The organism is Trinickia soli, from assembly GCF_002879855.1.
Classification (GTDB): domain Bacteria; phylum Pseudomonadota; class Gammaproteobacteria; order Burkholderiales; family Burkholderiaceae; genus Trinickia; species Trinickia soli.
This window is the reverse complement of record NZ_PNYB01000030.1, coordinates 39,820-63,918: the sequence shown is the minus strand read 5'-3', so window position 1 is coordinate 63,918 and position 24,099 is coordinate 39,820. Positions and strand designations below refer to the sequence as shown.

Below are 24,099 nucleotides of genomic sequence, written 5' to 3'. Positions count from 1 at the left end.
TCGGTCGCGTTCATCCCCGCCGCCGGCTCGTCCAGTGCAAGCAGCTTCGGATCGGTCGCCAACGCACGGGCGATTTCCAAACGGCGCTGGTGGCCATATGACAGATTGCGCGCCGTGTAGTCGGCGTGCGCGAAATTGATGATGGCGATGATGCCGTAGACCATCGTGTAGCCGAGCGCAATGATCGCATAGACGCTGCCTAGCACGAGGCCGTTGATCAACTGCTGAATAAAGATATCCATGTTTCCATTCACAAATTGCAACTGCGGTGCGCTCATCGCAAGCCGGTCGGCTGCTTGAATGCATACCGGCGCAGAAGGGGCCGGTTCCGGATCGGTTCTACGCACTCCAAGTGCGCTCGACCGCCCATCGGCTTAGCGCACCACAGCGAGACACGATCGACGAATAAAGCCGGCAAAACGAATTGCCGGCTCGCCTGCATCAATCAAGCCCCCCGGCTGAGTTTGACGTTCCAGCGCAAGCGCTTAGTTCTTCACGTAGTCGAGCAGCGGTTGCTTGCCCCCGACGTACTTGTAGAGCGAAATCGTGCCGTGCAGCGCCCTTGGCGTCGAACTGCGTTTGGCCGAGCACGCCCTGGTAGTTCGTCGACGGCATCGCCGCGAGGATCTTGGCCCGATCGGTCGAGCCCGCGCGCTTCATCGCTTCGGCGATGACGTACACCGCGTCGTAGGCGAACGGCGAGTTCAAGACCGGGTGCATGCCGAAGCGGTTCATGTAAGCCGCTGTAAATGCCGGGCCGCGTGGCATCTTCGCGAGCGGCACGCCTGCGATCGAGCAGATCACGCTGTCGGCCGCGTCGCCGGCGAGCTTGGCCAGATCGTCCGCGCATAGGCCGTCGCCCGCGAGAATCTTCTGCCCGAGCCCGAGCTGCCTGGCTTGCTTCGCGAACGGGCCGCCCGTGCCGTCCAGCCCGCCGTACATGATTGCGCCGGGTTGCTCGCCCTTGATCTTGGTCAGAATCGCGCGGAAATCGGTGGCCTTATCGTTCGTCGCATCGTGCGACAGCACGATCATGCCGTCCGCCTTGTGCCCGAGTTCATATGCCCGACCACGGCGACGACCTCGTCGTCGACGAGCTTTTGCGCAACTTGCGTCGCTTGACGAGGATCACCCGCATCGTCCTCGGCGTCGAGCACCAGCTTGACCTTCTGGCCGCCCACCACGAGGCCCTTCTGGTCGATTTCCTCGACCGCAAGCCGTGCTCCGTTCTCCGTATCCTTGCCCAGATACGATGCCGGGCCGGTCAACGGTGCGACTTCCCCAATCTTCACGGTGACATCGGCATACGCCGTCCCGATCAGGGCACTCAACATTCCGACGGCCGCCACGCCGCGACTCAACGTTACGCTCTTGCTCATTGCTCCACCTCACCAATAGTTATGGCTTAACCATAAAAAGGGCGGCCACCGCGGGCATCCATTCGCAACATGGCAATTGCCCCCAAGCCGGTCTCACTCGCCTGCTTTCCGACGATCCACCGGAGCGGCTCCGTCGGATCCGTGATGCATCGCACGCACGGCGCCATCGTCATGACAGCGATGACGAATTTATGTGGACACAAACCCTCGGCATTGCACCGATCTGCCAGAAAATAGAAGATATGCGCCACCCGCGGAGAGGGGCCGCTGAGTCCAATAATGTTCGCGTTCCCTTCTGGCCGCGATGCATGCTCCCCTCCGACGATTCCCTTGCCAGCGATGCTTCGGCCCATGCACCGGTCGACCGGCTGGACGCACTCTCAAGTGCGCCGGACGCATCGCACCCGCGTTCCGGCGCAGATCTGAACGTCGGAATCGTGCTATGGCCCCGCTTCCCGCTTTTGTCGCTCGGGGGGCTGTGCGACGCGCTGCGGCATGCTGCCGATCGCGGCGATCAAAGCCGCCAGCTACGCTGCCTGTGGACGACGATCGGCGCCCCGAACAGCACCGTCGAATCCAGTTGCGGCATTGCGGTGCCCGTGCGCGCGGCCTTTCCGGACGTGCGGCAATTCGATTACATCGTCGCCATCGGCGGCCTGCTTCCGCACCTCGATCAAGTCGACAAGCGCTGCTGGGATTACCTGCGTGAGGCGGCGCAGGCGGGTGTGCCGCTCGTGGGTATCTGCACTGGCAGCTTCGTGCTGGCGCGTGCGGGTCTGATGGAAGACCACGTCGCGTGCCTGCATAGCTTCCACTACGACGATTACCGCAACATGTTCCCGGGCTTGCGCGTCATGACGCATGCCGACTATCTGATCGACGGCGAACGCATTACCTGCGCGGGCGGCATTTCGGTAATCGAACTCGCGGCGCGGCTCGTCAATCTCCATTGCGGGCCCGATCGCGCCTCGAAGGTCGTTCATCAGATGACCGTGAGCCGCCGGGCGGGCTCCTCTTTCGTCGAGCGACGCCAAGCGCTTGGCTACCTCTCGGTGGAAGATGCCACGGTGCGGTACGCGGCCTTACTGATGGAGGAAAACCTCGAAGCGCCGCTGAACATCGCGGTCATCGCCAAGATGGTCGGCACGAGCGTGCGCCAACTCGAGCGGGCCTTCATGGCCGAAATGAAGGTGTCGCCCAATGAGTTCTACCGCCGCATGCGCCTGCGCTACGCGCGCTGGATGCTGCTCAATACGTCGCGCAAAGTGACCGACATCGCCTACGACTGTGGCTTCGCCGATTCCGCGCATTTCATCCGCGTCTTTCGCGAAGCCTACGGCGTGACACCAGGCAAGCTCCGGTCGTCGCACACGGGCGCGCTCGCCGATTGACGCGCGCCCGAAGCCGCCCGCTCCCCTCGCTCCCGTTCCATCGGCCCGTCGCGGTCGCTGTCGCTTCTGTTCTATTTTTTTACCGATAGATGCAATCTCGCACGCGCCCCTTCACCGTACATTTCCCTCACTGAAATCAGGCGTCGTAGCCCCGGCCGTGGCCGTCAGAGCTTGGAGCCGGCGCAGTCATCCCGCCGGCGTGTCGATTTGCGACCACGCCAAAAACGACAACGGGAAAGCCGCATGAACATCACAGTTTTGGGGGCGGGCGTCATTGGTCTGACGAGCGCTTACTATTTGAGTCGCGCCGGGCATGAAGTCACCGTCGTGGATCGACACGCCGATGTGGCGGCCGAAACAAGTTTCGGCAATGCCGGGCAACTGTCGTACAGCTATGTCGCGCCGCTTGCGGGACCCGGCGTGCTGTCCAAGCTGCCGGTATGGCTCACGCGCGGGGATTCGCCCGTGCGGTTCCGGCCGTCCGTGAACACCGAGCAATGGCGCTGGTGCATCGAATTCGCGCTCGCCTGCTCGCGCAAGCGCAGCCAGATCACGACACGGCGGTTGCTCTCGCTGTCGTTCTCCAGCCGCACGCTGATTCACGAGCTGATGCGCGACGAGCCGAGGCTTGATTTCGATTTCCAGCAATCGGGCAAGCTCGTTTTGCATCGGGATGCCAATGCCATGCAGAGCGCCGTCAATCTGCTCGAATTCCAGCGCTCGCTCGGCTGCGAACAGACGGCCCTCACCCCCGAGCAATGCATCGAGCTCGAGCCCGCGCTCGCGGACGTGAGGCAAGACATCGCCAGTGGCATCTATACGCGCAGCGAGGACACAGCGGACTGTTATCGATTCTGCAAGGGGCTTGCGGCGATCCTACGCGCGCGCGGCGTGAAGTTCGCGCTAAACACGCCGATCGAAGAGCTGCGCCGTTCGGCGCGCGGTGATATCGACGTGCGCAGCGGCGGCGCGCGCCTTCGCACTCAGCCATTGATCGGCGCCGCTGGCATCTTCGCGCACCGTCAAAACGAACGACACCGCATCGACTTCTCATGAGAGACAAGCCCAATATCGTAGTGATCGGCACCGGAGGCACCATTGCCGGTCGCGGCGAGAGCGCCGCCAACACCTCGGCCTATGCGTGCTCGGTGCTCGGCATCGACGAGATTCTGTCCGCCATTCCTGAGGCGGCCGCGCATGCCCTCACGCAATCACACCGTTCGCACCGAGTGGTCGATCGATGCGCTCCACAGCTTGCCGAAGGTCGACATCGTCTATGCCTACGGCGCGCTCGAACAAGAGGTCATCGGTACCGTGGCTGCGGACGCACGCGGCCTCATCATTGCGGGCACGGGCAATGGCAACATCGCTGCGCGCATGGTCGAGCCGCTGCGCGCGGCCGCGCGCAGCGGTCTGCATGTGGTGCGCGCCTCGCGCACAGGTAATGGCGTGGTCATCCGCAACGGCGCCCAACCCGACGACGATTACGGCTGGCTCGTCGTCGACGATCAAGCCCCGCAGAAAGCGCGCATATTGTTGATGCTTGCCATATCCAGTCATTCTGACGACCGCAGCGCACTGCAAGCGGCGTTCTATCGGTATTGAACGTATCGAACCGGAAGAACGTTTCGAAAGAAGGGAGGGTTTCCAATCTCTTGCTCGTACACATATGCCGCTGACCGAAATGAGCCGAGCCCTCCGCTGACGTGGCAAGTGCCTGAAGCGCAAGTCGATCGCCCGGAGGTGCGACCTGCGTATGACGCAGGCCGAGCGCGATTGGCATCAGTGCCGCAATTACGCAGACGAGCGACCGGACGCGTCCGGATAAACGATCGTCCGGTCGGCTTGAATCACTGCGCCGGGAGTCAGGTGAGCCGGCTCCTGGCGCCCCCGCCCCATGAGATGGACAACGGTTTTCCCCGATGCAATCAGGTAGTCGGCGACGATGCGGCGGTGACACCGCCACCATACGGCTTCTGAACACATCATCACGCAGCGTCGCTCTCGCCCTATATCCAGCAGACGGTCAAGGCCGGCACGAAAAGCGTCCGACAGCGCGTAATCGGCGTAATTGTGAAAGCTCTCATTCGTCCAGAAGCCGTTGACATTCCGAGGCAAAGTTCGGGCCTTTCCGCGAAGGCCCCCGAGTGCCGCCACGTGTTCATACGAGACGCCGAATGCTGCCAGTGCGTCAGGGAACGTCTCCTGATTGAACAGCGGGTTGGCTCTCGACCTCGGAATCTTTCTGATGTCGACAACAGCCTCTATGTGGGCGTCACTCAACAACCCGACAAACTCCGCAAGGGTTCGGTTCGAATGGCCGATGGTGCAGAATGGAAGCGGCACAGTTTCGCCGCATGGCGCGGCGTCACTTCGCGCGGCGCGCCGGCATCGCTCTGAACTGGGCGATGGCATACGTGGAGGCCCAGGCGGTTCGGGCAGATGATGTCGAATCACCCTTTGCTGATCTTCGCCTGATAGCCTGCCTCCTCGAACGCAATCAGGAATTCGTCGGCCATCATCCACGAGTCGACCTTGACGGTTCTGGCATCAACGTCGACGTCGACTTTTGCGTCGGGGTCGACCGCAACGATGGCCCGGGCGAGCGTTTGCGCATCGCCATGACCGGTCATCTTGTCGACCTCGAATTCCAAATGATCGAGTTCCATGCACGACTCCTGGCTTCAAAGATGATCTCACCCGGCGTCCCCACAGGTATATGACGCCCCTTCCCTTCTGCATCATGGACTTCGTCAATTCAATTGAATTTAATCTATGTCACGACATGATCTATAGTGAAATGCATCCGCGTAGTATCGAACGATGATCGCCGGCGTCGCCCCGTTCCTGACCGTTGATGTTCGAGGCGCTGCATGTTGATAGTGGTCTGGCGTCCGACTGAAGAGCCGATATCGTCGGCTCGTCGGTTCTTGGAACCCGGTGGCGTTATCTAACGCCTTACCGGCACAGTGATCGTAAGACGGAGCATCCTGGACACCGTCCGACATAAATGGGCCTTATGCTGCACACAAGCACCCGTTGGTTTCTCGGCTCCGGTTCTAACCGGCGGCGTTGAATGCCTGGCAACAAGCGTAACGACGCCACGTCGCCGCCCTTTTGCCAGATTGCCGCGCTACACTGTCACGCCCGGCTACCGATGCATTTCATGTTCTCGTCCCTCAATCATCCGCTGAGAGATTCGCTCTCGAAAGAACTGCACGCTCGACCCTTTCTTCGTATCGACGGACCCGCGTCGTTGAGCCATCTCGCGATTTATTCGGAGCGCGACGAGGAGATTCATATCCGCCTGCTGGCAACATTGATCGCAGCCATGGGGCTACCGCCACCGCCCCCGCAAAACAATCACTACACGGCGAAGAAGGGCGACTGGCAAGTCAAGTGGGAGAAGCACACTGAATTCTCCACTTTCACGTTTGTCCAAACTGCCGCTGACGACAAGTTTTTCTCCGGCGTCGCCATGAGGGACCTCCCCAGTTCGTGGCTCGCTTCGCTGAAAGAATGCGTCCTCGTCGCCGTTCATGCGGAACTGCGCTGCGGCGTGCATGCCAAGCAAGCCCGTGAACGCGTCGACGAGCTGCTGCCGGGGCCGGTGCTCGTCGGCACCACGGTTCTTGCAGGGGGCGAGGTCTATTGCGACTGGCTCGTTCACGAGGACCACTTCTCGCGCTTTCTCGTCCTCGACCTCGGATTCCGCGAAGCACAAGCAGGCCGCTTGATCCAGCGCCTGTTCGAGATCGAGACTTACCGGATGATGGCGCTGCTCGCCCTCCCCGATGCGCGCCGTCACAGCCAGTTTCTCGGGAAGCTCGATGCATCGCTTTCCGTTTTCATGCGGCGAATGGAACAACCGGGCAACGATCACGACGACGCATATCTGCTACGCGAACTCACGCGACTTGCCGGCCAACTCGAAGCGAATGCGGGCCTCGAAACGCGCTTCAGCGCATCGGCGGCATACGAAAAACTCGTCCTCGCTCGCATTGCCGAGCTTCGCGAAGAGCGAATCGAAGGCTTTCCGACGATCGCCGAATTCATGCAGCGCCGGCTGTTACCCGCCATGCAAACATGCGGTTCGGTCTGGACTCGCCATCAGCAATCCGCCACGCGCGTGGCTCGCGCCGTTGACCTATTGCGGACTCGGGTGAATCTGACACAGGAAGAACACACGACCGCATTGCTCGAAGGGATGAACCGCACCGCGCGGACGCAACTGCGGATGCAGCACGCGGTTGAAGGTCTCTCGGTCGCGGCCATCTCTTACTATGTGCTGAATTTATCCGGCGCGGCACTGCGAGCACTGCACGCCGCCCATCTGTCGCTGGACCCGGATATCCTCGAAGGCTTGCTGATTCTCCCGGTGGTCGCGGCGGTCGTGCTGTTCACCGGGCGGATTCGCCGGCTCGGTCACGATGAGCCGCACCGATTAGAACGCAAGTGACGTCGCGAAGGCCTTCTCCGTCCGCCTTCGGATGCCCGCCAGGCAAACTTCCGCGGCCGCGACGTCAAATACGCCTTTGCTAAAGATCGTCTCCGCTTATATCCAGCAGAAAGCGCAAGGCATTCCCCTCGAATTGCTCGACCGCGACCAAGCCAAGGAACTCATCAATGTGAGTATCTGGCTTTGATATTGACGGTGATGCGTTCAAGGTTTTCGGCTCGCTCCATTGCTGCGCGAAGACAGCGGGTGGCCAGCCTGTCTACACAGACTTCAAAAGAATTTCCGCGAGAGCCTCGGGGGCCAGTCGAGGAATATCGTGTGCACAGTCGAGGCGATGCGTGACCCATTCAGGATCCAGTCGCAACCGTTCGTATAATTCAACGAACGGGCTCCCCTCCCAGCCGAACGCAGCGACGAAGGCCTTGCAGGGAACACTGCGCCAATTACCCGTCAACTTTATCGCCTGCAGAAAGGTGGCAATGGGATGGGGACGGCATCGGCGGTCGAGATGGGCAGGGGGTATGCAATTCAACCCATCCGCAGCGACGCCCGCGATGAAACGTTCCCGATAGCTCTGGGTGGTGAGCGACCACACCGATGCACCGTCGTTCGGCACATAGGCATCGGCATAGACAATCGCATCTATGCGCGAGGGCTCCTTGTCCGCCGCGCCAGTGATGACCATTCCCCCGTACGAATGACCGACAAGAACGACACGCGTGTCGCTCCTGCGAATGGCCCGAACCGCCTCGTCAATGTGACGATCGAGATTGACCCTCGTCGAAATCTCGTCAGCCATCCCCGAGAGGGTGAGCGCCTGTACTTCGTGACCTTCGCTTGATAGCACTTTGCTGACAGCATCGAAGGCCCAGCCTCCATGCCAACCACCCGGCACCAAAACGAATCTTGCCATCGGATTTATCCTCGCAAATGCGCAAGCCTGGCCAGCGCTGCGCAATTGGGCACAGCAATGACGACACGCGCGCGCTCATTGTCTTTTGGATATCGCGCTCACGCAATTGGCGATTCCGGCCCTGCTCTGCTCACGCTTACCGCGCGGCACCCGGCGGTATCAGGGGCCGCGGTTCTCAGGCCTTCACCGACCCGGGCGAGCTGGGCCGCCGTTTCGTGCCACCAAGAAGAAGTAGCACCACTCCGAGCGAAATCCCAATGTCTGCAACATTAAATATACCTGTTCGCAAATGCCCGATGCCCATGTTCAAGAAATCGAAAACGCGGCCATCATAGACACAACGATCGATCAAATTGCCAAGTCCGCCGCCCAGAATGCAAGCAATCGCAATCACTTCTACACGGCCCAGCCTGGACGAACGCACCAGCCATCCGAACAGCCCCACCAAAATCGCGAGAACACCGTATATGAAGACAAGATTTCGAGTGGCATCAGACATTTCAGCCCCGAAGCTCAGGAACGCTCCGTGGTTATAAGTCGGAAGAGCCAGAAGGCCTCCAGCAAGAAGCGACACCACCTCGCCGGGCGCCAATATGTGCTTGAATAATGCCTTGGTCGACTGGTCAATGATGACCCAGACAAGCGCGCCAACCAGCGCAGTAGCAAGTCTCTGTTTGGTTGTCATTTTAGAAACGGTCTGTAGACGGGCAGGAGCATATTCTATCCACCCTTGAATGCAGTGGATCGACGATTTACGCACTGATGTCGAAGGGCCGATGTCGGCCGAATACTGTCGGAGCGTTCGATCGACCGCGCAAACGCTGCCGCGATGGTCATCACTGAGCCCGCGTTGTTGCCAGTCGCCTGGTGCCCCACTGCACGAGCATCGCTAGGACTGCCGCCTCAGCAAACGCCAGGAGCGGGCGTTGGTAAGGCAGTGAGAACGAAAGCAACAAACAAAATGCGGCGAACGAGAATCTGCCAAGTACCATGCCCCGAAGCAGCGAGATCACAAAAGCCGCTCCATGTGCGCGGTGAGACGAAACCGATAAGACAATCCCGAGCAGCGGAAATACCGCGAGCAGACCGCTCCATGCGGGGCCTGCCCATCCAGACAGCGAGGTGACCAGTACCGTCAGCACCGCGCCGGCAACCATCCTGCCTATCAGGTCGGGCCGCGTAAGTGGCGCGCCCGCTGCGACCGCTGAGCTTCGCGGCAAGAACGACTGGCCGAAGCACACGGCGGCGAGGGCGGCGGCGGCGGCCCACATAGTTGAACTGGGCAACATTGATAGGCCACACGCGGATATAAACCACGCGATGAGCCCGACAGCCAGTGCAACCGGCCACGTACGCGAGCGGCAGGTCCATGCATACGCGAAATTGAATGCTTCTGACGCGAGGATCGCAGAGAGAGACAGCGTGGCAGCACGCGCTCCGAAGCTCGGACCATGCGCGAGCACAAGAAGGAACAGAATCGGACCGGCCACCACGGGCAAACCAGCCAACCAGCCAGCAATCGAAGGCCCCCACCATTTGCCCGACATTGAAACGACAAGCAAAAATAGCGGGACGAGCGTAAGTTTGAGCGCGAGCATGCTGAAATCGAGCGGATTCGAAGTGGGATCATACCGTCGTCCCCGACGTCACGGCTCCTGATTATTGTCTGACTCGCCGCGCCGCTGAATGCCTGTTATCCGGACCCCGCAACAAAGGACTGCTTCCGGCCATCTTTCGCCTGATGCCGGCCAAGACTAGCCCTTAGGTGCCGTCTTTGACGAAGGCCAGTTGGGTCCATGTCACGCCCATGCGCCGATTTCCGTGCTGGATGGATTCGGTCTCGACGTTCAGCACAGTTCGCAAACGATAAGCGCTTGCAAGTTGAATGGTCTCTTCCGCCGAAACATCGAACATCCGTCGCCCTTTCGGAACCATGCCGTGACGTAAGGACATGACCAGCATGGCGCCGTCGCGCAGCAGAGCGCTGACGATCGGCATCGCCCGATGACGCTCGGTTTCGTCAAGGTGCATCCAAACGGCCGACAGCATCGCAAAGTCAAATTCTTTTCGTTTTGAGCGCAGGATCGCGAGATCCGGCAGGCTATCGTCCAGCCATTCGATCCGGGGGGGATGCTGCCTGGATCCGGCAACGCGCAACGCGTCCACCGGTTCTACCGCTACGACTGTATGCCCCATCGCCGCTAAAGCAGCGGCGTCGGTTCCGATACCGGCCCCAACGTCGAGAATGCTAGCCGGGCGCGTCGGAATGAGATGCGTGATGGGCTCATGATGTTCCGCAAACGAAATGTCTTGCCATTGCTCGATGAGCGATTCAGCGCTGTCTTCGTAGCCTTCCGTACCGCTTACGTTGATAGACATCACCGCCACTCGTGCCCCGCTTTTTGCGTGAACTGTTTCGATTCAAATGAATTGGTCGCCTTGGTACTCAGTAGTAGATCAACGCGATACATGGCCGCCGGTGTTCCGAGAGGTCTTTCTCGCATTCGACGCCGGAGAGTTCTTCCGGGCTGGTGAGCGCGACAGAGCACTTCTCAAGGCCAGAGCATCTGCTTCGACCAAGTCGAGGCCATCCGCGCATACTTGAGCCGAGCATGCTTGCGATTGCGGTCAGCTTGCCAAAATTCAATCTCTATCGGCTCGACCAAGTACAGCGTCCAGTCCGCAGCTACCAGCGACGGGTCTTCCTCCTGACGTTGGCGAGCAAGCTCAATTGCTTCTTCCCAATCGCTCCATGATTCGAGTGGTTGGCTTTGCTTTCCCAATAACGACTCAGCGCGCGCCTCGGCAGACCGCGCCCGAAAATCGGCAACGCTACGTTGCGGATCGCATGGAGTGACGGTGCCACGAACCCGAATTTGCCGCCCAAACTCTCGCCAGTAGAAATTTAAAGCCGCGCGAGGCAACGATGCAAGCTCAGCGCCTTTTCTGCTGTTCGCACTGCTGGCGAAATACAACCCTTGCCTGTCGAAGTCTTTCAAAATCAAGGTCCTCGATGACGGCCAACCTTCCTCGTCGATCGTCGAAAGCGTCATCGCGTGCGGTTCTATGGCACCGTGCTTAACGGCATCGCGAAACCATTGATCGAACAACAGCAATGGATCTTCAGGAGCCTGCTCGATGTCGAAAAAGGCCAATTCACCTTGGAATACTTTCAACTGCCGCACGACGCGACAAGCATCCGTCGGCAAAGTATCTTTCGTGTCCGTCAAAGTACCCCCTTTCGGCATCACTCAGTCGCCTGAAATTGTCAGAGATCTGAACCGCACCGTCTAGCGTCCGCTTCTGGTAACCAGATCCCTCCGGCGCGTCGAAGCGACAATCCAACGCGATTTTCAATTCGGCTTCTTCCGCAATGGTAGCGTAGCGTTCCAGCAATTCGTCTTCTGCGGCCCGTACGGCATCGGCAGCAGACTTGTTTTCAAGGATACCCGCCGCCGTCAGGCAATAAAGTGCACAACACAAGGAAGCACCAATTGCTCGACGCCTTCAACGACCCCCAACGATACCGTTGCGCTTTTATATAAGCACAGGCGCGGAGCGCATTATCGCCGTTGCGGATGCTCAAGAAAGAAGCGCAGCATTTCGGCACTCGCATCAGGACCGGCGGGATCCGTGTAACTGCCTCCTGCATTGCCGCCCGCCCACGCGTGCGCCGCGCCATGAATTGTCCATAACTCAGCATCGATACCGTCGCCGGAAACCAGCCGCGCGACGGTACATCCGCGTCGGCCTGCGTCGGTCCGACGTGCTTCGCTGCCGACGTCCACCTGTACATCGAAGCCATTCACGATATGCATGGCATTCGATATATGCACGGTGGCATCAGCATCACCGTGAAAGACGATCACGGGCCGTTGCGGTGCGTCCGTACTGGCGCGCTGTGCCTTGGAACGTTTGCCGCCTTTCATCGCCGCCAGCGCCGACGGTACATCCTGCGCGCAGCGCGCTGCGAGACCGGAATGAATTCCGGCCGCAGCATACAACTCGGGATACTCGGCGATCATGATCGCTGCCATTGCGCCCCCCGCGGACATGCCGGCGACGTACACGCGCGCAGAATCAACGTTGTGGGCGGCGATGATCTCGCGCGTGATGCCTGCGATCAATGACGGCTCGCCGCGCTCGCGATGCTGATCGTCAGGCTTGAACCAGTTCCAGCACTTCGACGGATTGGCCCGCCGCGGCTGCACCGGATAAGCAACGAGGCATCGATGCGACTCGGCAAGTGCGTTCATCTGCGTGCCGGCTGCGAAGTCGTCGGCGTCCTGCGTGCAGCCGTGCAGCATCACAATCAGCGGCAGCGGCAGCGGCTCGCCGGCGGCCCCCGCTGGCACATAGAGCCGATATTGACGGCTGCCAGCGGCATTCGAATACGCGTGAGTGCCGAAATGTCCGCGATCCTCCACGTCGATGCCTGCGTCCCTTGCCGTATACGGGGCGGCTTCCTTCGTCTTTGCCTCGGCAAACGGGAAGGGAATGGGTCCCGGCAACTTGTCATGCCACACGGTTTCGTTCGCCGCACCAGCCGTCTCGCCTCGCAGCGCGCGTTGTATGACTTCTGTCGCTTCGGCAGGGCCGCGGGTACGCAGCACCGTCATCGCTTCCTGCATTGAGTTCAGGAAGCCCTCGTTCAGTTTCATGTCATTTGTCCGGTTAGCGGGTTGGGCGTCGCGCGGCTAGCGGATTCTGCCGGCGAGTGCCGTCTTGACGGCAGGCGAAGCGTGAAATGCGCCCAGCACCACCACGCTTTCGATGGTCGCGAGCGCGAGTTCCGGTGAGACGTCGGCGGCGATACTGGCCAGCCCCAGCACCTGAATGTTCAGGCGCTCGTGCGCAGCCTGCACCGTCTCCAGATCCTGCCTGGAAAAATGCTGCAGCCCGAGCACCAGCGCGCGTCGCGTAATGGTTTCCTGAACGACATGCGCGTGCAGCGCGAGCTGGTTTCGAATCGCCGTGCGGATCAGGTCGGTCCGGTTCGAATAAAAGCCTTCCTCGACGAGCAGATCGATCTGCCCAAGGTCGACGGGACCCAGGTTGATCGTGATTTTTTCCGAGTCGCCACCTTTGGTGCGCATCGTGTCGGGTAACGTCGATTTCTTCATCGAACCATCCTGATACCATCTACATGGATGGTTTATACGGAAGTTTTATGTGCCGTGCAACATCAAAATTTGGGGCCGAGACGGGGGTTGGCGCGCGTCCCTTGGTTGCGCATGCGCGCGGCGTATGGCTACGCCAATGGCAATGTTGGCCACGCTGGTGCGCAGTCGCGCTTCGGTCCTTACCTATGGCGCCGTGATGAGCTCGCATGGGCGAGTCGGCCTGGAGGACAGCCTGTATCTTGGTGCCGGGGAAAAAGCAAAGTCGAATGCCGAGCAGGTGCGCAAGATCCGGCGCATCCTGGAGGAACTCGGAATCGAGGTTGCCGCACCGGATGAAGCGCGGCAGCTGCTCTGGCTTGAAGGGACGCGATGAGGTCGCGTTTTAAAGCGGCGGACTAGCGCGATACGCATCGAGACTTCTGCGCGCTTGCGCTCGGATTGCGCGCTGCACGAAAGGTGTCCAGCCGAGCAATGCCCCCTTCGGGCCGAGCGCTTGGCGCGCCCAGCGCCACAAATCGAAGCTGTCGCGATGCTGGACAATGCGCCCGTCACGAAACGCGAAGCGCGCCTCGATCCGGTTCTCCACCGTGCGGCCGGTCTGACTGAACAGATAGCGCGCGATCCACTGCGCCCGCCCGGTCTGATCGTTCGCGTCGACATCCGCAAACGTCAAGGAAAACGCTTGCGCGCGCTGCACCAGCATGCGCCACATGTCGCGTGCGGCCTCACCGCGCAGTTCACCGAATACGGGATCGCTGAACACGACGTCGTCGGCATAGCAGGCAACCATCGCGATGGCGTCGCGCCGCTGAAAAGCGTCGTAAAAGCGTTGAATCAACTCGGCGTTGGGATGAGTCATCGTGGGTGTCGTGGTTGCTGTCGTTGTCGTTGTCGTTGTGAACGAGCCTCCGCGCTGAGCTTAGCCGCGCTCCACGCTGTCGGCGAGTCCGCGCAGCAGGGCCGCGCCGTCACCACGCCAAGCGCTACCATGCATGCAGGCAAGCGTCGTCGGCTTCAGTGCAGCGAGGCGCTCCAGCATTACGCGGGCGTTCCTGGTGTGTGAGAAGTAGTCCATCTCGCGACGGAATGCCTCGCTCGGTTCGAGGATATCGCTCTCGGTGAGCGGCGGGAGATGCGAACCGCCTTGGGTAAACAAGTCGCCGCAGAGCAGCGTTGCCGACGTAGTTTCCATGAGGAAGCCGCATTCCCACGCGTGTGGTAGATGCGGTGTATACAGCCAGCGCACACTGTGCCGTCCAAGCGAGACTGTCTCGCCATCATCGAGCGCGCGTGGCGGCCGGTCGGCATAATCACTCACCGAGACCATGGCCGCGATCTGGCCGCACAGTGGCTCCGCACGCGGCGCTACCGCGAGAAACGCATTGAGCGCGCCGCATTCGTCGGCCTCGAAATGCGAGAAACCGACATAGCGCAGACGATCGAGTGCCACGATCCGCGCGACCGCATCCGCGACGACAGGGAACATCTTGCGCAGGCCGGTATGAAACAACAACGGCTCGTCGTCATCGATGAGGTACTGATTGAACGAGAATCCCCCCCCGCCGGGAATCTCGACCGGAGTGGAAATGCGATAGATGCGGTCCGCAATCTCGTCAATCGTTGTATCGCTAGAAAAGGATGGGGTCGCCATGATGCGCTCCTTTGATGCGCTCCTTTCTTGAATCACCGACGTAGGGGGCGTGTCAGCTCCCCCCGTGCAGCTTCGTCGATTGTTGCCCATCCGCGTATTGATGTCCAATGGCCACCGCTCGGCCGCGAGCACATGCCGCAGAACTGCTGCGTGACCGGAAACATCATATGAAGCACACGGTCGCGCCGGGGCATGTCCGTTGTCGGGCCAAGCCTCTGGATGCCATGCTGCCCCCAGTCGATCGCCACGCCCTTGGTCAGCATCTTCACCGCTCCTTTACTCGACTCGCGGGTATAAGCCGCAATGCTCGGACGCCCCAGTTCATGCCCGCTCCCTCTCCATACAGGAAAATCACCGTGCATGCACTCGTCATTCACGCGCCGCTGGATCTGCGCATCGAGGACGCTCCGACTCCGGAACCCGAAGCCAATCAGTTGCTCGTGCGCATTCGTGCCGAATTCGCGGTTGCCGTCGAGCTGTTGAACAAGGGGCTCCTCGACGTCAAGCAACTGATCTCCGACGTGTTTCCTTATCGCGAATCGGTGCGGATGTTTCGAACCGCGAGTGATAGATCGAAGCCGTGTGCAACTGATTGGGCACCTTGAACATTTCTTCTTTCTTGGCTTTCGGTCGACGCCGGACACGACCTCCCGAAAGGCGAGACTCCCAAGGAAGCTCAGACAGTTGCGTGACTACGAGATTTCTATTCTGAGCGCTGTAAGCCTTCGCTGGATCCTGCCTACCGCCGCCGGAGTTCGCTACCGGTAAACCCGCGAGCACACGATTCGCCTTTCAGCACGCTTGAAATACCGAAAGGTTTGCCCTAAACCCGTATCAATACTTCAAGAAATATAAAAATTGTGCGCCGTACCCATTCGGCAGTGCGATCACAAGTCATTCGAGCGAACGACATCAATCCACACACAAATCCAATCAATTCGCTCCCTCACAACTCATAACGGAGGAGACTATGAGTCTTAGCCGCAGGCAATTTCTCAAGCTCACTGGTGGTGCGGCCGCCGGAGCCACCGTCACCGTCGCAGGCACTCCGGCCGCTCAAGCAGCTCAAGCAGCCCGAACCGATGCTGGTCGAACGACTTTGCCCTACACCCCAAAGGTGATCGCACATACTGCTCAATTACGAGAGAACGCCCCGTTCGCGTTCACTTTTCCAGATGCCTCGTCGCCGTGCGCCGTGGTTAAGATGGGCACGCCCGTGCCCGGTGGCGTCGGCCCCGAACGCGACATCGTGGCGTTCAGTGTGTTGTGCACGCACATGGGCTGCCCGGTTTCGTACGATTCGGCCACACGCGAATTTAGATGTCCATGCCATTTCAGCACGTTCGATGCCGAAAAATCCGGTCAGATGATTTCGGGTCAGGCAACCGAGAAGCTCCCGGCCATCGTGCTCGATTACAACGCGAGCGACGGCACAGTGCGTGCAATCTCGGTCGACGGTTTGATCTACGGCCGTCAATCCAATCTGCTGTAGAGAGGGGCGATCATGGCTACCAACAAGGATCGGGTGGCGCTGCCGCCCGTTCAAGCCCAGCGCACGAATCTCACGTGCCACTTTTGTATCGTCGGATGTGGATACCACGTCTTCAAGTGGCCGGAAAACACCGAGGGTGGGCGCGCACCCAATCAGAACGCATTGGGGCTGGACTTCCGTACGCAATTACCGCCGTTGTCCTTAGTCATGACACCGGCAATGCAGAACACGGTCATCGACAAGGATGGGCACCGGTACAACATCATGGTCGTGCCGGACAAGCAATGCAGCGTCAATCACGGCTTGTCGTCGACGCGCGGCGGGCAGCTTGCGAAGGTGATGTACAGCCCCGATGGCGGGGTAGCGAAGGAGCGTTTGCGAAACCCACGGGTGTACTTGGCTGATCAATGGATGGACACGAGCTGGGACGATGCGCTTGCGCTGTATGCTGGCCTCACCAAGAAGATTCTCGATAGCACCGGCCCTTCGGTGCTCGCCTTCGATTGCTTCGATCACGGCGGCGCCGGCGGCGGCTTCGAGAATACCTGGGGCACAGGTAAACTGATGTTCACCGCGCTCAAGACGCCGCTCGTACGCATCCATAACCGTCCTGCCTACAATTCGGAGTGCCATGCGACGCGTGAAATGGGCATCGGTGAGTTGAACAACAGCTACGAGGATGCCGAACTGGCCGACGTCATCATGGCGATCGGGTGTAACTCCTACGAAACACAGACCAACTATTTCCTCGCCCACTGGGTGCCGAATCTGCAAGGGCAGACAGTCGACAAGCGCAAACAGCGCTTCCCCGGGGAGAGTGTTCAGGCGGCGAAGATCATCTTCGTGGACCCGCGTCGCACCACCACGATCGCGATCGCTGAGCGCGTTGCCGGGAAACAGAACGTATTGCATCTGGACATCGAGCCCGGTACCGACATTGCGCTCTTCGACGGCCTGTTGACATACGTCGTGGATCAGGAATGGCACGACAAGGAATTCATCGCGCAATTCACCAACGGATTCGACGATGCATTGAAGACCAACCGTCTTTCCATGGACGAAACCAGTCGCATCACGGGAGTGCCTGTCGAGCGCCTGAAGCAGGCGGCTGAATGGGCGTACAAGCCGAAGGCGTCTGGGCATCGCCCACGGACCATGCACGCCTATGAAAAGGGAATCATCTGGGGAAACGACAACTACCTCATCCAATCCGCGCTGGTTGACGTCGTATTGGCCACCCACAACGTCGGGCGCCGCGGTACCGGTGTCGTTCGAATGGGCGGACATCAAGAGGGCTATACGCGCCCGCCATATCCGGGAGACACGAAGATCTACGTCGACCAGGAGATCATTCACGGCAAGGGCATGATGTACACAGCGTGGGGGGCGAATCCGTTCCAGACGACCTTGAACGCGGAGGAGCATCGTGCGGTCATCCTGCATCGCGCCGGCATCGTACGAGAAGCGATGTCGCGCCAACGTGGCGCGTCGACAGCGCAACTCGTGGATGTCGCTTACGACGCGGTGAAAAACAAGGGGGGGTTGTTTGTCGTCGCTATCAACCTGTACCCGACCAAACTTGCCGACGCGGCGCATCTGATGTTGCCGGCTGCACATCCGGGCGAAATGAATCTGACCTCGATGAACGGCGAGCGGCGCATGCGTCTGTCGGAGCGCTTCATGGACCCGCCCGGCACCGCGTTGCCCGACTGCTTGATTGCAGCGGCAATCGCGAACACCCTCAAGCGTATGTACGAAGCCGAGGGCAAGCATGACATGGTCGCGCGGTTTTCCGGCTTCGACTGGAAGACCGAGGAGGACGCGTTCAACGATGGCTTCCGGCAAGCGGGACAACCGGGCGTCGCTCCGATCGACAGTCAGGGCGGCAAGACCGGAAATCTAGTGACGTACGCTCGGCTGCGTGCGATGGGCAACAACGGGGTTCAATTGCCGGCCAAGTCGTATGAAGGCGGCAAGCTGATCGGCACCGAGATGCTCTACACCGACGGCAAGTTCGACACTTCTGACGGCAAAGCGCAATTCAAGCCGGCGAAGTGGCCGGGCCTGCCCAAGACAGTTGCCGATCAGAAGGCAAAGTACAAGTTCTGGATCAATAACGGCCGCGTGAACGAAGTCTGGCAGACGCTTTATCACGATCAGTACAACGAGTTCGTTCGCGAACGCGTGCCGATGGCGTTCCTCGAACTCAATCCGGAAGACGCACGTTCGCTCGGTATCGCTTCCGGCGATGTCGTGGAGCTCTATAACGATTATGGTTCGACCTACGCGATGGCCTATCTCGAGCCCGCGATCAAGCACGGCCAGACGTTCATGCAATTTGGGCATTTCAACGGGATCGTGGGCAACGTAACGACACCGTGGACAGACCGCAACGTCGTGCCGTACTACAAGGGGACGTGGGCGAATTTGCGCCGGGTGGGCACCGTGCAGGACTTCAAGGAAACCGTGAGCTTCAAGAGCCGACGGATCGATGCGACCTGAGCGCACTCGTCACTGTCCTTCGACATGACGGAGCTCACCGATGCGAATCTCGTCACGGTCGAGCAGCGTGGCCGCATCATGATCTATTTTTTTGACAGTTGCGATCCACGGCGAGACGGGCCGTGGATCCGGGGAGAGGGAGCTGCCTGGATCCGGCAACGCGCAACGCGTCCACCGGTTCTACCGCTACGACTGTATGCCCCATCGCCGCTAAAGCAGCGGCGTCGGTTCCGATACCGGCCCCAACGTCGAGAATGCAAGCCGGGTGCGTCCGAATGAGATGCTTGATGGGCTCATGATGTTCCGCAAACGAGACGTCTTTGTAAACAATTCCGCGCCGCCGACCCAATGTCTGGAACTGGCTGCCATGCAACCGACGACGATGCGTCGACGCTCTCAGCGATCATGCAAGGGCGTCCACGATATTCCGTACGGCATCGATACGCGGCACCTCCCTGGCCAAATCCTCCACACGGCACCACGGGTACGGAAGATGATGGGCCCACAGAAGAAGAGGCCCGGCAGCCTCCTTGGGCAAGACGACCATCTCCTGAATCGTGATCTGCAGGCGCGAGATTTTTCCTGAAGCGTCCGCACATTGCCAGTCGTATCGGCCATAGCCGATTCGCGCAGCTCCGGTTTCCTTTTCCGTCATGCAAACGAGCCAGCCGCATTCGAACGACCTCGCATCGTCCCGCGGAGGCTCGCTCAGGCAGAACGTAAAAACGTTCTCGTAGCGCAGGGCAAATTGCGTTACCAGCACCGACGATATTTCAGTTCTTCCACGGGCTCCGGCCGGAAACGAGATCTGATCGGTCTCGACGACCATAACCAGCTCAGCATCGTCTTCGAAGGCTTGCGCCATCAAGTAGGGACGATTGTTGTCTTTGGCGCGAATATAAGCTTTGATGGAATGTGCGAGCTGCATCATGTGGATCGACTCCCGATTTGATTATCCACAGCAATAGCCGTGCTTCCCGTAGGCGCGCCCGGATCGTGCTCGATCTTCGGGCTGCGCACGTATCCGGTTTTGCAGCGTGACGGCTAACGATTTTCGATCAACGCCCTGCGTTTGTCGATAAAGACCAGATTGAGCACGGCGCCATAGTTGCCGGCGGCGAACTGCAGCACGTTGCAGAAGGCGCTCCGGAAGTAGGCCTCGTAGCTTTGCTCGGCCACATAGCCGAGATGCGGCGTGCATAGCACGTTGGGCAAGCCGAAGAGCGGATGCTGCCGGTCGTAGACCGGCTCGGATTCATAGACATCCACCGCTGCGTACCCGGGCCGGCCGTACCGCAGCGCCATCTCCAGTGCGCCGGGCGCCAGCAGTTCGGCGCGGCTCGTGTTGACGAAAACCGCGCTGCTTTTCATGGCCGCCAAGTCGTCCAAGCCGATCGATCCGCGCGTCTCGTCAGCCAAGCGCAGATGCACGGTGACGACATCGGCGTCGCGGAAAAACGCTTCGCGGCTCGCGCTTGCAACGCAGCCGGCGGAGATGGCCTCCGCGCGAGCGCGTTCGCTCCCCCACACCTGCACTTGCATGCCGAATGCGTGGGCATACTGCGCTACTTTCTTCCCCAACTTGCCGAACCCCAGAACGCCCAACGTTTTACCGTAGACCTCGCTGCCGATGTTGACCTGCCACTGTCCTTGACGGAAGGCATCGACGGCCTCGCTAAGGCGGCGGCAGGCGCTCATGATCATTAGCCATGCGAACTCGGCCGGCGCGTGCGGCGAGCCGGTGCCCTGCATTACGGCGACGCCGGCCGCATCGCAAGCAGCCATGTCGACGTGGCGGCCGACCGGTCCGGTCTGGCTGATCAGGCGCAGCGCCGGCATCTTCGCCAGCAAGGCCGCATCGACCCGCGTGCGCTCACGTATTAGCACGAGGCATTCGGTACGCGCGAGGACGGCTTCTACATCGTCTGCTCGACTCACATCGCCCAAGATCGTGAGATTGTGATCAGCCAGTAATTCGACGCACTGCAGCCGCGCGACGGCCCTTTGATAGTCGTCCGGGATCAGTATATTCATGTCACTGACTCGATGATGATTGGCGGGTGCGTAACTGAGCGTTCATTCGACCGTGGCACCGACGATGCATCGTGGCAAAGTCGACAATGCCTCTTTAAAAAAATCGATGATACGCCATTCAATACCATTTATTCGTCTGTCGCATCGTATCTTAATAATCGCTAAAGAATCCCGTTCCGCAGGGGGCCGTATCCTTCATTCTGCGCGGCGCGCCTCCATATACCGGCTCGGCGTTTCCCCAAGTACGCGACGAAATGCGGATGAGAACGCGCTGGGACTTGCGTAGCCCAGGTCCAACGCGACTCGAGTCACAGGCTGCCCTCCACTCAATCGTTCGATGGCTGTGAGCAGACAAACCTGCTGGCGCCACTCGGCAAAACTCACGCCCGTCTGCACTCGGAAGAGCCGGGTAAATGTTCGCCGACTCATTCCGACCTCGGCAGCCATCACGTCGAGGCCGATGGAAATTGACGGCGCCTCAAACAGCCGCTGACACGCGCGAGCGAGACGGGAATCCCCCGGCAACGGCGCGTGGAGTGACAAACGCGGCATGGAGGCTATTTCTGCGACGAGCAGATCCATTAGCTTGCCGGCACGGCCATCGACGTCGTACATGGCTGGTAGCTCGACAGCCTCCTCAAGGAGTTGCTCGAGAAGTGCCGAAACGCCATAGACGCAGCAATGGCCCGGCAGTTGCACGGCCTCCGCTTCATCCGGCGACACGAAGGCATTGAGCATGGTCACGGGGCCGCTCATCGTCATCTCGTGGGCAATACCGGCAGGTACCCAGCAGGCTCGCCGCGGCGGTACGAGCCACCGGCCTTCGGGAGTGGCCACGCTAATCGAGCCGCGAGAGGCGAACGCGAACTGCCCGCGTCGATGCGCATGCACTGGAAACGATGAACTTGCCGCAAAATCGTTCGCGGTCACAACCACACTGCGCGGGATGTCTTCGAATGGATCGACCAGAGTGTTTCGCATGGCCCAAATTCTACAGTGAATGACCCGCCATAGAAGGCGGGCCCGCATCGACCGGCTTACTATCCGCCGAATCTGTCGCGAGAAGCGCTATGGAGTCTGCGAGACGTTCGTGTTGCACGCGATGAAGACCGCATCCCATTCACATCGGAGTTGATATGCCCAATACGTTTCATCGCGTGGGGAATGGCCCTCGCCCTGTCCTCGTTCTACACGGCTGGTTCGGGGACGCTGACTCGTTCGCACAAATTGAACCCTGGCTTTCCGGTCACGCGTTCAGTTATGTATTCATGGACTATCGCGGCTACGGGGGCATGCAGCAGACGCACGGCGACTACACGATCGATGAGATCGCCTCCGATGCGCTGGCGCTCGCTGACGCACTGGAAATTCATGCCTTCAGCCTGATCGGCCATTCGATGGGCGGCATGGCGATCGAGCGGATAGCGACACGTGCCCCGGATCGGGTGCATGCACTCGTTGCCGTTGCCCCGGTTCCTTGCGGCGGGATTTCCTACGATACGGCGACGCGGCGTCTACTCGAAGATGCCGCCGAGCATATCGACATTCGTAGAACCGTCATCGATCGAAGCACTGGCGGCCGGTTGCCTACGTCCTGGATCGAATGGAAAGCGGCGTATTCGGCAACGCATTCCTCTCAGGAAGCGTTCGCCGCATACTTCCATGCGTGGGCCGATACGGATTTCAGCGACGAGATTACCGGACGGCATCCAGTGAAGGTGTTGGTGGGGGAGCACGATCCAACATTCAACGCCGGACTGATGGCCGAGACGTATCTGCGCCGATATCCCCGCGCCACGCTCGAGATCTTGAAGAATGCAGGCCATTATCCGATGAACGAGACGCCGCTCGCCCTTGCCACCGCCATCGAATCCTTCCTTCTCGATCCGGCGACGGTTGCGGATGCGCGCTTATCTTCCGAGCAAGCCACGGACTCGGAGCCTGTCAGTGACGCTGCGCGACCCACCAGAGACAGTCGGCTCGCCTGAAGTCGGACAGTCGCCACCCAATCATGGTCGAATCGTCAACCGGTATGCATCGCAGTTGATAAGGCATCACGAAATGCGACCATCTCTGCCGTAGTGCCGATGGAAACTCGAAGATATCCGCTTGGCCCGATCTCGCGAACGAGAATCCCACTGCGCAGCAACTTATTCCATATCAGATGACGATCATTAAAACGCCCAAACATGACGAAGTTGGCATCTGAATCGGCAACCTGAAGCCCTTGCTGTCGAAGCCAGGATACCGTCGCATCACGTTCGGCCTTTAGTGTTGCCACTTGCGATAGCATCTCGTCGCGTGCAGCGAGTGCTGCGCATGCGGCAGCCTGCGTGAAAACGGACAAGTGGTAAGGGAGGCGGACAAGTTTGATCGCTTCAATAATGGGGGCTGCGCATGCGCAGTAACCAACCCGCCCCCCGGCAAATTTGAATGCTTTGCTCATCGTTCGCGACACAACAAGACGAGGATTGCACGGTAGCAGCGTCACGGCACTAGCTACGCCGTCACGGCGAAATTCTCCATATGCCTCATCCACGACAACTATTCCAGGAGCGACATCAAGAATTGCTTGTATGTCTTCTATAGGAAGTGCTGTCCCGGTCGGATTGTTCGGTGAAGTCAGAAAAATCACGCTTGGCTGCAACGATTGAATAGCGTCAATCGTCTGGGGCAGATCTATCGCGAAACTTTCAGTCCGTGGCAAGCTGTGCAACCGGGTAAAGGTCGTGCGGCAATACTCGTCATACATTGGATAGGCAGGCGTAAATGTTAGGGCTAGCCGGCCCGGGCCGCCAAACACCTGAAGAATTTGTTGAAGTACTTCGTTTGAGCCATTACCGGCCCAAACCTGACTGGCGTCAAGATAGACACCCGTATCATGCGTCAGGTAAGTGGCCAAGCAGGTTCGCAGCTTGGTGAAGTCGCGATCCGGATATCGATTTGCATTCGCCCCGGCCTCGGCTATCGCCTCGGCGATGCTTGCAACCAACCCTTGTGATGGCGGATACGGATTTTCGTTGACGTTTAGGCGCACCGGGACGTCGAGTTGGGGCGCCCCATATGCTTGATGTAGTCTGAGATCCTCACGGATAGGTAAGTCTGCAAACGAAATCTCTGTCCAAGTCCGTCTCATCAAGGTAACTCCGTTGTCG

At 59.8% G+C, this 24,099-nt stretch carries 23 protein-coding genes and 3 pseudogenes; 8 read left to right on the top strand and 18 right to left on the bottom strand.

Annotated features, from left to right (window positions below; genetic code table 11):
• Both C0Z19_RS28810 and C0Z19_RS24690 read right to left on the bottom strand, forming a co-directional pair.
• Positions 1–242 (bottom strand): ATP-binding cassette domain-containing protein (locus C0Z19_RS28810; RefSeq protein ID WP_233196274.1); only part of this gene is annotated, 242 nt, incomplete at its 3' end.
• Between the two features lie 243 nt (positions 243–485).
• Positions 486–1,379, bottom strand: a pseudogene (locus C0Z19_RS24690) (branched-chain amino acid ABC transporter substrate-binding protein).
• Positions 1,380–1,687: 308 nt separating this feature from the next.
• On the opposite strand from C0Z19_RS24690, the gene C0Z19_RS24685 reads away from it, so the two are divergent.
• The 3 genes from C0Z19_RS24685 to C0Z19_RS24675 all read left to right on the top strand — a co-directional run bounded on the left by C0Z19_RS24685 (position 1,688) and on the right by C0Z19_RS24675 (position 4,375).
• Entirely contained in the window at positions 1,688–2,770 is a 1,083-nt protein-coding gene (locus tag C0Z19_RS24685; RefSeq protein ID WP_102612466.1) for a GlxA family transcriptional regulator, read from the top strand.
• A 243-nt stretch (positions 2,771–3,013) separates the two neighbouring features.
• Complete coding sequence (locus C0Z19_RS24680; protein ID WP_102612465.1) at positions 3,014–3,826, top strand: FAD-dependent oxidoreductase; 813 nt, start codon at positions 3,014–3,016, stop codon at positions 3,824–3,826.
• 141 nt (positions 3,827–3,967) lie between these two features.
• Positions 3,968–4,375 (top strand): L-asparaginase family protein, encoded by a 408-nt coding sequence (locus tag C0Z19_RS24675; protein ID WP_233196273.1) that lies wholly within the window; start codon positions 3,968–3,970, stop codon positions 4,373–4,375.
• Positions 4,376–4,564: 189 nt separating this feature from the next.
• Here C0Z19_RS24675 and C0Z19_RS24670 read toward each other — a convergent pair whose 3' ends face one another.
• Positions 4,565–5,116, bottom strand: a complete 552-nt coding sequence (locus tag C0Z19_RS24670; RefSeq protein ID WP_102612472.1) for a DUF488 domain-containing protein — start codon at positions 5,114–5,116, stop codon at positions 4,565–4,567.
• 107 nt (positions 5,117–5,223) lie between these two features.
• Positions 5,224–5,439: a copper chaperone gene (locus C0Z19_RS24665; RefSeq protein ID WP_425330312.1), complete on the bottom strand. Its 216-nt coding sequence runs from the start codon at positions 5,437–5,439 to the stop codon at positions 5,224–5,226.
• A gap of 497 nt (positions 5,440–5,936) precedes the next feature.
• Here C0Z19_RS24665 and C0Z19_RS24660 point away from each other — a divergent pair, with 497 nt between their 5' ends.
• A complete protein-coding gene (locus C0Z19_RS24660; RefSeq protein WP_102612470.1) occupies positions 5,937–7,229 on the top strand; it encodes a DUF3422 family protein in 1,293 nt (430 codons plus the stop codon).
• A gap of 259 nt (positions 7,230–7,488) precedes the next feature.
• Here C0Z19_RS24660 and C0Z19_RS24655 read toward each other — a convergent pair whose 3' ends face one another.
• The 7 genes from C0Z19_RS24655 to C0Z19_RS24625 all read right to left on the bottom strand — a co-directional run bounded on the left by C0Z19_RS24655 (position 7,489) and on the right by C0Z19_RS24625 (position 13,265).
• Positions 7,489–8,142, bottom strand: coding sequence for an alpha/beta fold hydrolase (locus C0Z19_RS24655; RefSeq protein ID WP_102612464.1), 654 nt, complete (start codon positions 8,140–8,142; stop codon positions 7,489–7,491).
• Positions 8,143–8,317: 175 nt separating this feature from the next.
• Complete coding sequence (lspA, locus tag C0Z19_RS24650) at positions 8,318–8,827, bottom strand: signal peptidase II (RefSeq protein WP_102612463.1); 510 nt, start codon at positions 8,825–8,827, stop codon at positions 8,318–8,320.
• 151 nt (positions 8,828–8,978) lie between these two features.
• Positions 8,979–9,740 carry a hypothetical protein gene (locus C0Z19_RS24645; RefSeq protein ID WP_102612462.1) on the bottom strand — a complete coding sequence of 254 codons (762 nt, stop codon included), beginning with the start codon at positions 9,738–9,740 and terminating at the stop codon, positions 8,979–8,981.
• A 163-nt stretch (positions 9,741–9,903) separates the two neighbouring features.
• Positions 9,904–10,521, bottom strand: a complete 618-nt coding sequence (locus C0Z19_RS24640; protein WP_102612469.1) for a class I SAM-dependent methyltransferase — start codon at positions 10,519–10,521, stop codon at positions 9,904–9,906.
• 173 nt (positions 10,522–10,694) lie between these two features.
• Entirely contained in the window at positions 10,695–11,372 is a 678-nt protein-coding gene (locus C0Z19_RS24635; RefSeq protein WP_199180794.1) for a pyridoxine/pyridoxamine 5'-phosphate oxidase, read from the bottom strand.
• Between the two features lie 333 nt (positions 11,373–11,705).
• The gene (locus C0Z19_RS24630) at positions 11,706–12,803 is read right to left on the bottom strand and encodes an extracellular catalytic domain type 1 short-chain-length polyhydroxyalkanoate depolymerase (protein WP_102612460.1); all 1,098 of its coding nucleotides are present in this window, start codon (positions 12,801–12,803) and stop codon (positions 11,706–11,708) included.
• 36 nt (positions 12,804–12,839) lie between these two features.
• Positions 12,840–13,265 carry a ribbon-helix-helix domain-containing protein gene (locus C0Z19_RS24625; RefSeq protein ID WP_102612459.1) on the bottom strand — a complete coding sequence of 142 codons (426 nt, stop codon included), beginning with the start codon at positions 13,263–13,265 and terminating at the stop codon, positions 12,840–12,842.
• 181 nt (positions 13,266–13,446) lie between these two features.
• On the opposite strand from C0Z19_RS24625, the pseudogene C0Z19_RS24620 reads away from it, so the two are divergent.
• Positions 13,447–13,651: pseudogene (locus C0Z19_RS24620) on the top strand (3-keto-5-aminohexanoate cleavage protein); the annotation flags it as partial.
• Here the strand turns inward: C0Z19_RS24620 and C0Z19_RS24615 are convergent.
• The 3 genes and pseudogenes from C0Z19_RS24615 to C0Z19_RS28805 form a co-directional block, all read right to left on the bottom strand.
• Positions 13,648–14,124, bottom strand: coding sequence for a nuclear transport factor 2 family protein (locus tag C0Z19_RS24615; protein WP_102612457.1), 477 nt, complete (start codon positions 14,122–14,124; stop codon positions 13,648–13,650). The pseudogene C0Z19_RS24620 and the gene C0Z19_RS24615 overlap by 4 nt on opposite strands.
• 60 nt (positions 14,125–14,184) lie before the next feature.
• Positions 14,185–14,916 carry an oxygen-binding di-iron domain-containing protein gene (locus C0Z19_RS24610; RefSeq protein WP_102612456.1) on the bottom strand — a complete coding sequence of 244 codons (732 nt, stop codon included), beginning with the start codon at positions 14,914–14,916 and terminating at the stop codon, positions 14,185–14,187.
• 203 nt (positions 14,917–15,119) lie between these two features.
• Positions 15,120–15,239, bottom strand: a pseudogene (locus tag C0Z19_RS28805) (gluconate 5-dehydrogenase); the annotation flags it as partial.
• A gap of 647 nt (positions 15,240–15,886) precedes the next feature.
• Between C0Z19_RS28805 and C0Z19_RS24595 the strand changes: the two are divergent.
• Together C0Z19_RS24595 and C0Z19_RS24590 are read left to right on the top strand one after the other, a co-directional pair.
• On the top strand, positions 15,887–16,408 hold the full coding sequence (locus C0Z19_RS24595; RefSeq protein WP_102612454.1) for an arsenate reductase (azurin) small subunit: 522 nt from the start codon (positions 15,887–15,889) through the stop codon (positions 16,406–16,408).
• Positions 16,409–16,420: 12 nt separating this feature from the next.
• Positions 16,421–18,910, top strand: coding sequence for an arsenate reductase (azurin) large subunit (locus C0Z19_RS24590; protein WP_102612453.1), 2,490 nt, complete (start codon positions 16,421–16,423; stop codon positions 18,908–18,910).
• A gap of 403 nt (positions 18,911–19,313) precedes the next feature.
• On the opposite strand, the gene C0Z19_RS24580 is transcribed toward C0Z19_RS24590, so the two are convergent.
• The 3 genes from C0Z19_RS24580 to C0Z19_RS24570 form a co-directional block, all read right to left on the bottom strand.
• A complete protein-coding gene (locus C0Z19_RS24580; protein ID WP_102612452.1) occupies positions 19,314–19,841 on the bottom strand; it encodes a hypothetical protein in 528 nt (175 codons plus the stop codon).
• 113 nt (positions 19,842–19,954) lie between these two features.
• The gene (locus C0Z19_RS24575) at positions 19,955–20,944 is read right to left on the bottom strand and encodes a D-2-hydroxyacid dehydrogenase family protein (RefSeq protein ID WP_102612451.1); all 990 of its coding nucleotides are present in this window, start codon (positions 20,942–20,944) and stop codon (positions 19,955–19,957) included.
• Between the two features lie 195 nt (positions 20,945–21,139).
• The gene (locus C0Z19_RS24570) at positions 21,140–21,925 is read right to left on the bottom strand and encodes an AraC family transcriptional regulator (protein WP_102612450.1); all 786 of its coding nucleotides are present in this window, start codon (positions 21,923–21,925) and stop codon (positions 21,140–21,142) included.
• Positions 21,926–22,080: 155 nt separating this feature from the next.
• Between C0Z19_RS24570 and C0Z19_RS24565 the strand changes: the two genes are divergently transcribed.
• Positions 22,081–22,932, top strand: coding sequence for an alpha/beta fold hydrolase (locus tag C0Z19_RS24565; protein ID WP_102612449.1), 852 nt, complete (start codon positions 22,081–22,083; stop codon positions 22,930–22,932).
• 35 nt (positions 22,933–22,967) lie between these two features.
• On the opposite strand, the gene C0Z19_RS24560 is transcribed toward C0Z19_RS24565, so the two are convergent.
• Entirely contained in the window at positions 22,968–24,080 is a 1,113-nt protein-coding gene (locus C0Z19_RS24560) for a histidinol-phosphate transaminase (RefSeq protein WP_102612448.1), read from the bottom strand.
• Positions 24,081–24,099: the final 19 nt, after the last annotated feature.

Excerpts from the sequence above, each read along its gene's own strand:
- C0Z19_RS24685 (WP_102612466.1), top strand. The coding sequence starts at position 1,688 with ATGCTCCCCTCCGACGATTCCCTTGCCAGCGATGCTTCGGCCCATGCA.
- C0Z19_RS24680 (WP_102612465.1), top strand. The coding sequence starts at position 3,014 with ATGAACATCACAGTTTTGGGGGCGGGCGTCATTGGTCTGACGAGCGCT.
- C0Z19_RS24675 (WP_233196273.1), top strand. The coding sequence starts at position 3,968 with ATGCCCTCACGCAATCACACCGTTCGCACCGAGTGGTCGATCGATGCG.
- C0Z19_RS24665 (WP_425330312.1), bottom strand. The coding sequence starts at position 5,439 with ATGGAACTCGATCATTTGGAATTCGAGGTCGACAAGATGACCGGTCAT.
- C0Z19_RS24660 (WP_102612470.1), top strand. The coding sequence starts at position 5,937 with ATGTTCTCGTCCCTCAATCATCCGCTGAGAGATTCGCTCTCGAAAGAA.
- C0Z19_RS24655 (WP_102612464.1), bottom strand. The coding sequence starts at position 8,142 with ATGGCAAGATTCGTTTTGGTGCCGGGTGGTTGGCATGGAGGCTGGGCC.
- lspA (WP_102612463.1), bottom strand. The coding sequence starts at position 8,827 with ATGACAACCAAACAGAGACTTGCTACTGCGCTGGTTGGCGCGCTTGTC.
- C0Z19_RS24645 (WP_102612462.1), bottom strand. The coding sequence starts at position 9,740 with ATGCTCGCGCTCAAACTTACGCTCGTCCCGCTATTTTTGCTTGTCGTT.
- C0Z19_RS24640 (WP_102612469.1), bottom strand. The coding sequence starts at position 10,521 with ATGTCTATCAACGTAAGCGGTACGGAAGGCTACGAAGACAGCGCTGAA.
- C0Z19_RS24630 (WP_102612460.1), bottom strand. The coding sequence starts at position 12,803 with ATGAAACTGAACGAGGGCTTCCTGAACTCAATGCAGGAAGCGATGACG.
- C0Z19_RS24625 (WP_102612459.1), bottom strand. The coding sequence starts at position 13,265 with ATGAAGAAATCGACGTTACCCGACACGATGCGCACCAAAGGTGGCGAC.
- C0Z19_RS24615 (WP_102612457.1), bottom strand. The coding sequence starts at position 14,124 with ATGACTCATCCCAACGCCGAGTTGATTCAACGCTTTTACGACGCTTTT.
- C0Z19_RS24610 (WP_102612456.1), bottom strand. The coding sequence starts at position 14,916 with ATGGCGACCCCATCCTTTTCTAGCGATACAACGATTGACGAGATTGCG.
- C0Z19_RS24595 (WP_102612454.1), top strand. The coding sequence starts at position 15,887 with ATGAGTCTTAGCCGCAGGCAATTTCTCAAGCTCACTGGTGGTGCGGCC.
- C0Z19_RS24590 (WP_102612453.1), top strand. The coding sequence starts at position 16,421 with ATGGCTACCAACAAGGATCGGGTGGCGCTGCCGCCCGTTCAAGCCCAG.
- C0Z19_RS24580 (WP_102612452.1), bottom strand. The coding sequence starts at position 19,841 with ATGATGCAGCTCGCACATTCCATCAAAGCTTATATTCGCGCCAAAGAC.
- C0Z19_RS24575 (WP_102612451.1), bottom strand. The coding sequence starts at position 20,944 with ATGAATATACTGATCCCGGACGACTATCAAAGGGCCGTCGCGCGGCTG.
- C0Z19_RS24570 (WP_102612450.1), bottom strand. The coding sequence starts at position 21,925 with ATGCGAAACACTCTGGTCGATCCATTCGAAGACATCCCGCGCAGTGTG.
- C0Z19_RS24565 (WP_102612449.1), top strand. The coding sequence starts at position 22,081 with ATGCCCAATACGTTTCATCGCGTGGGGAATGGCCCTCGCCCTGTCCTC.
- C0Z19_RS24560 (WP_102612448.1), bottom strand. The coding sequence starts at position 24,080 with ATGAGACGGACTTGGACAGAGATTTCGTTTGCAGACTTACCTATCCGT.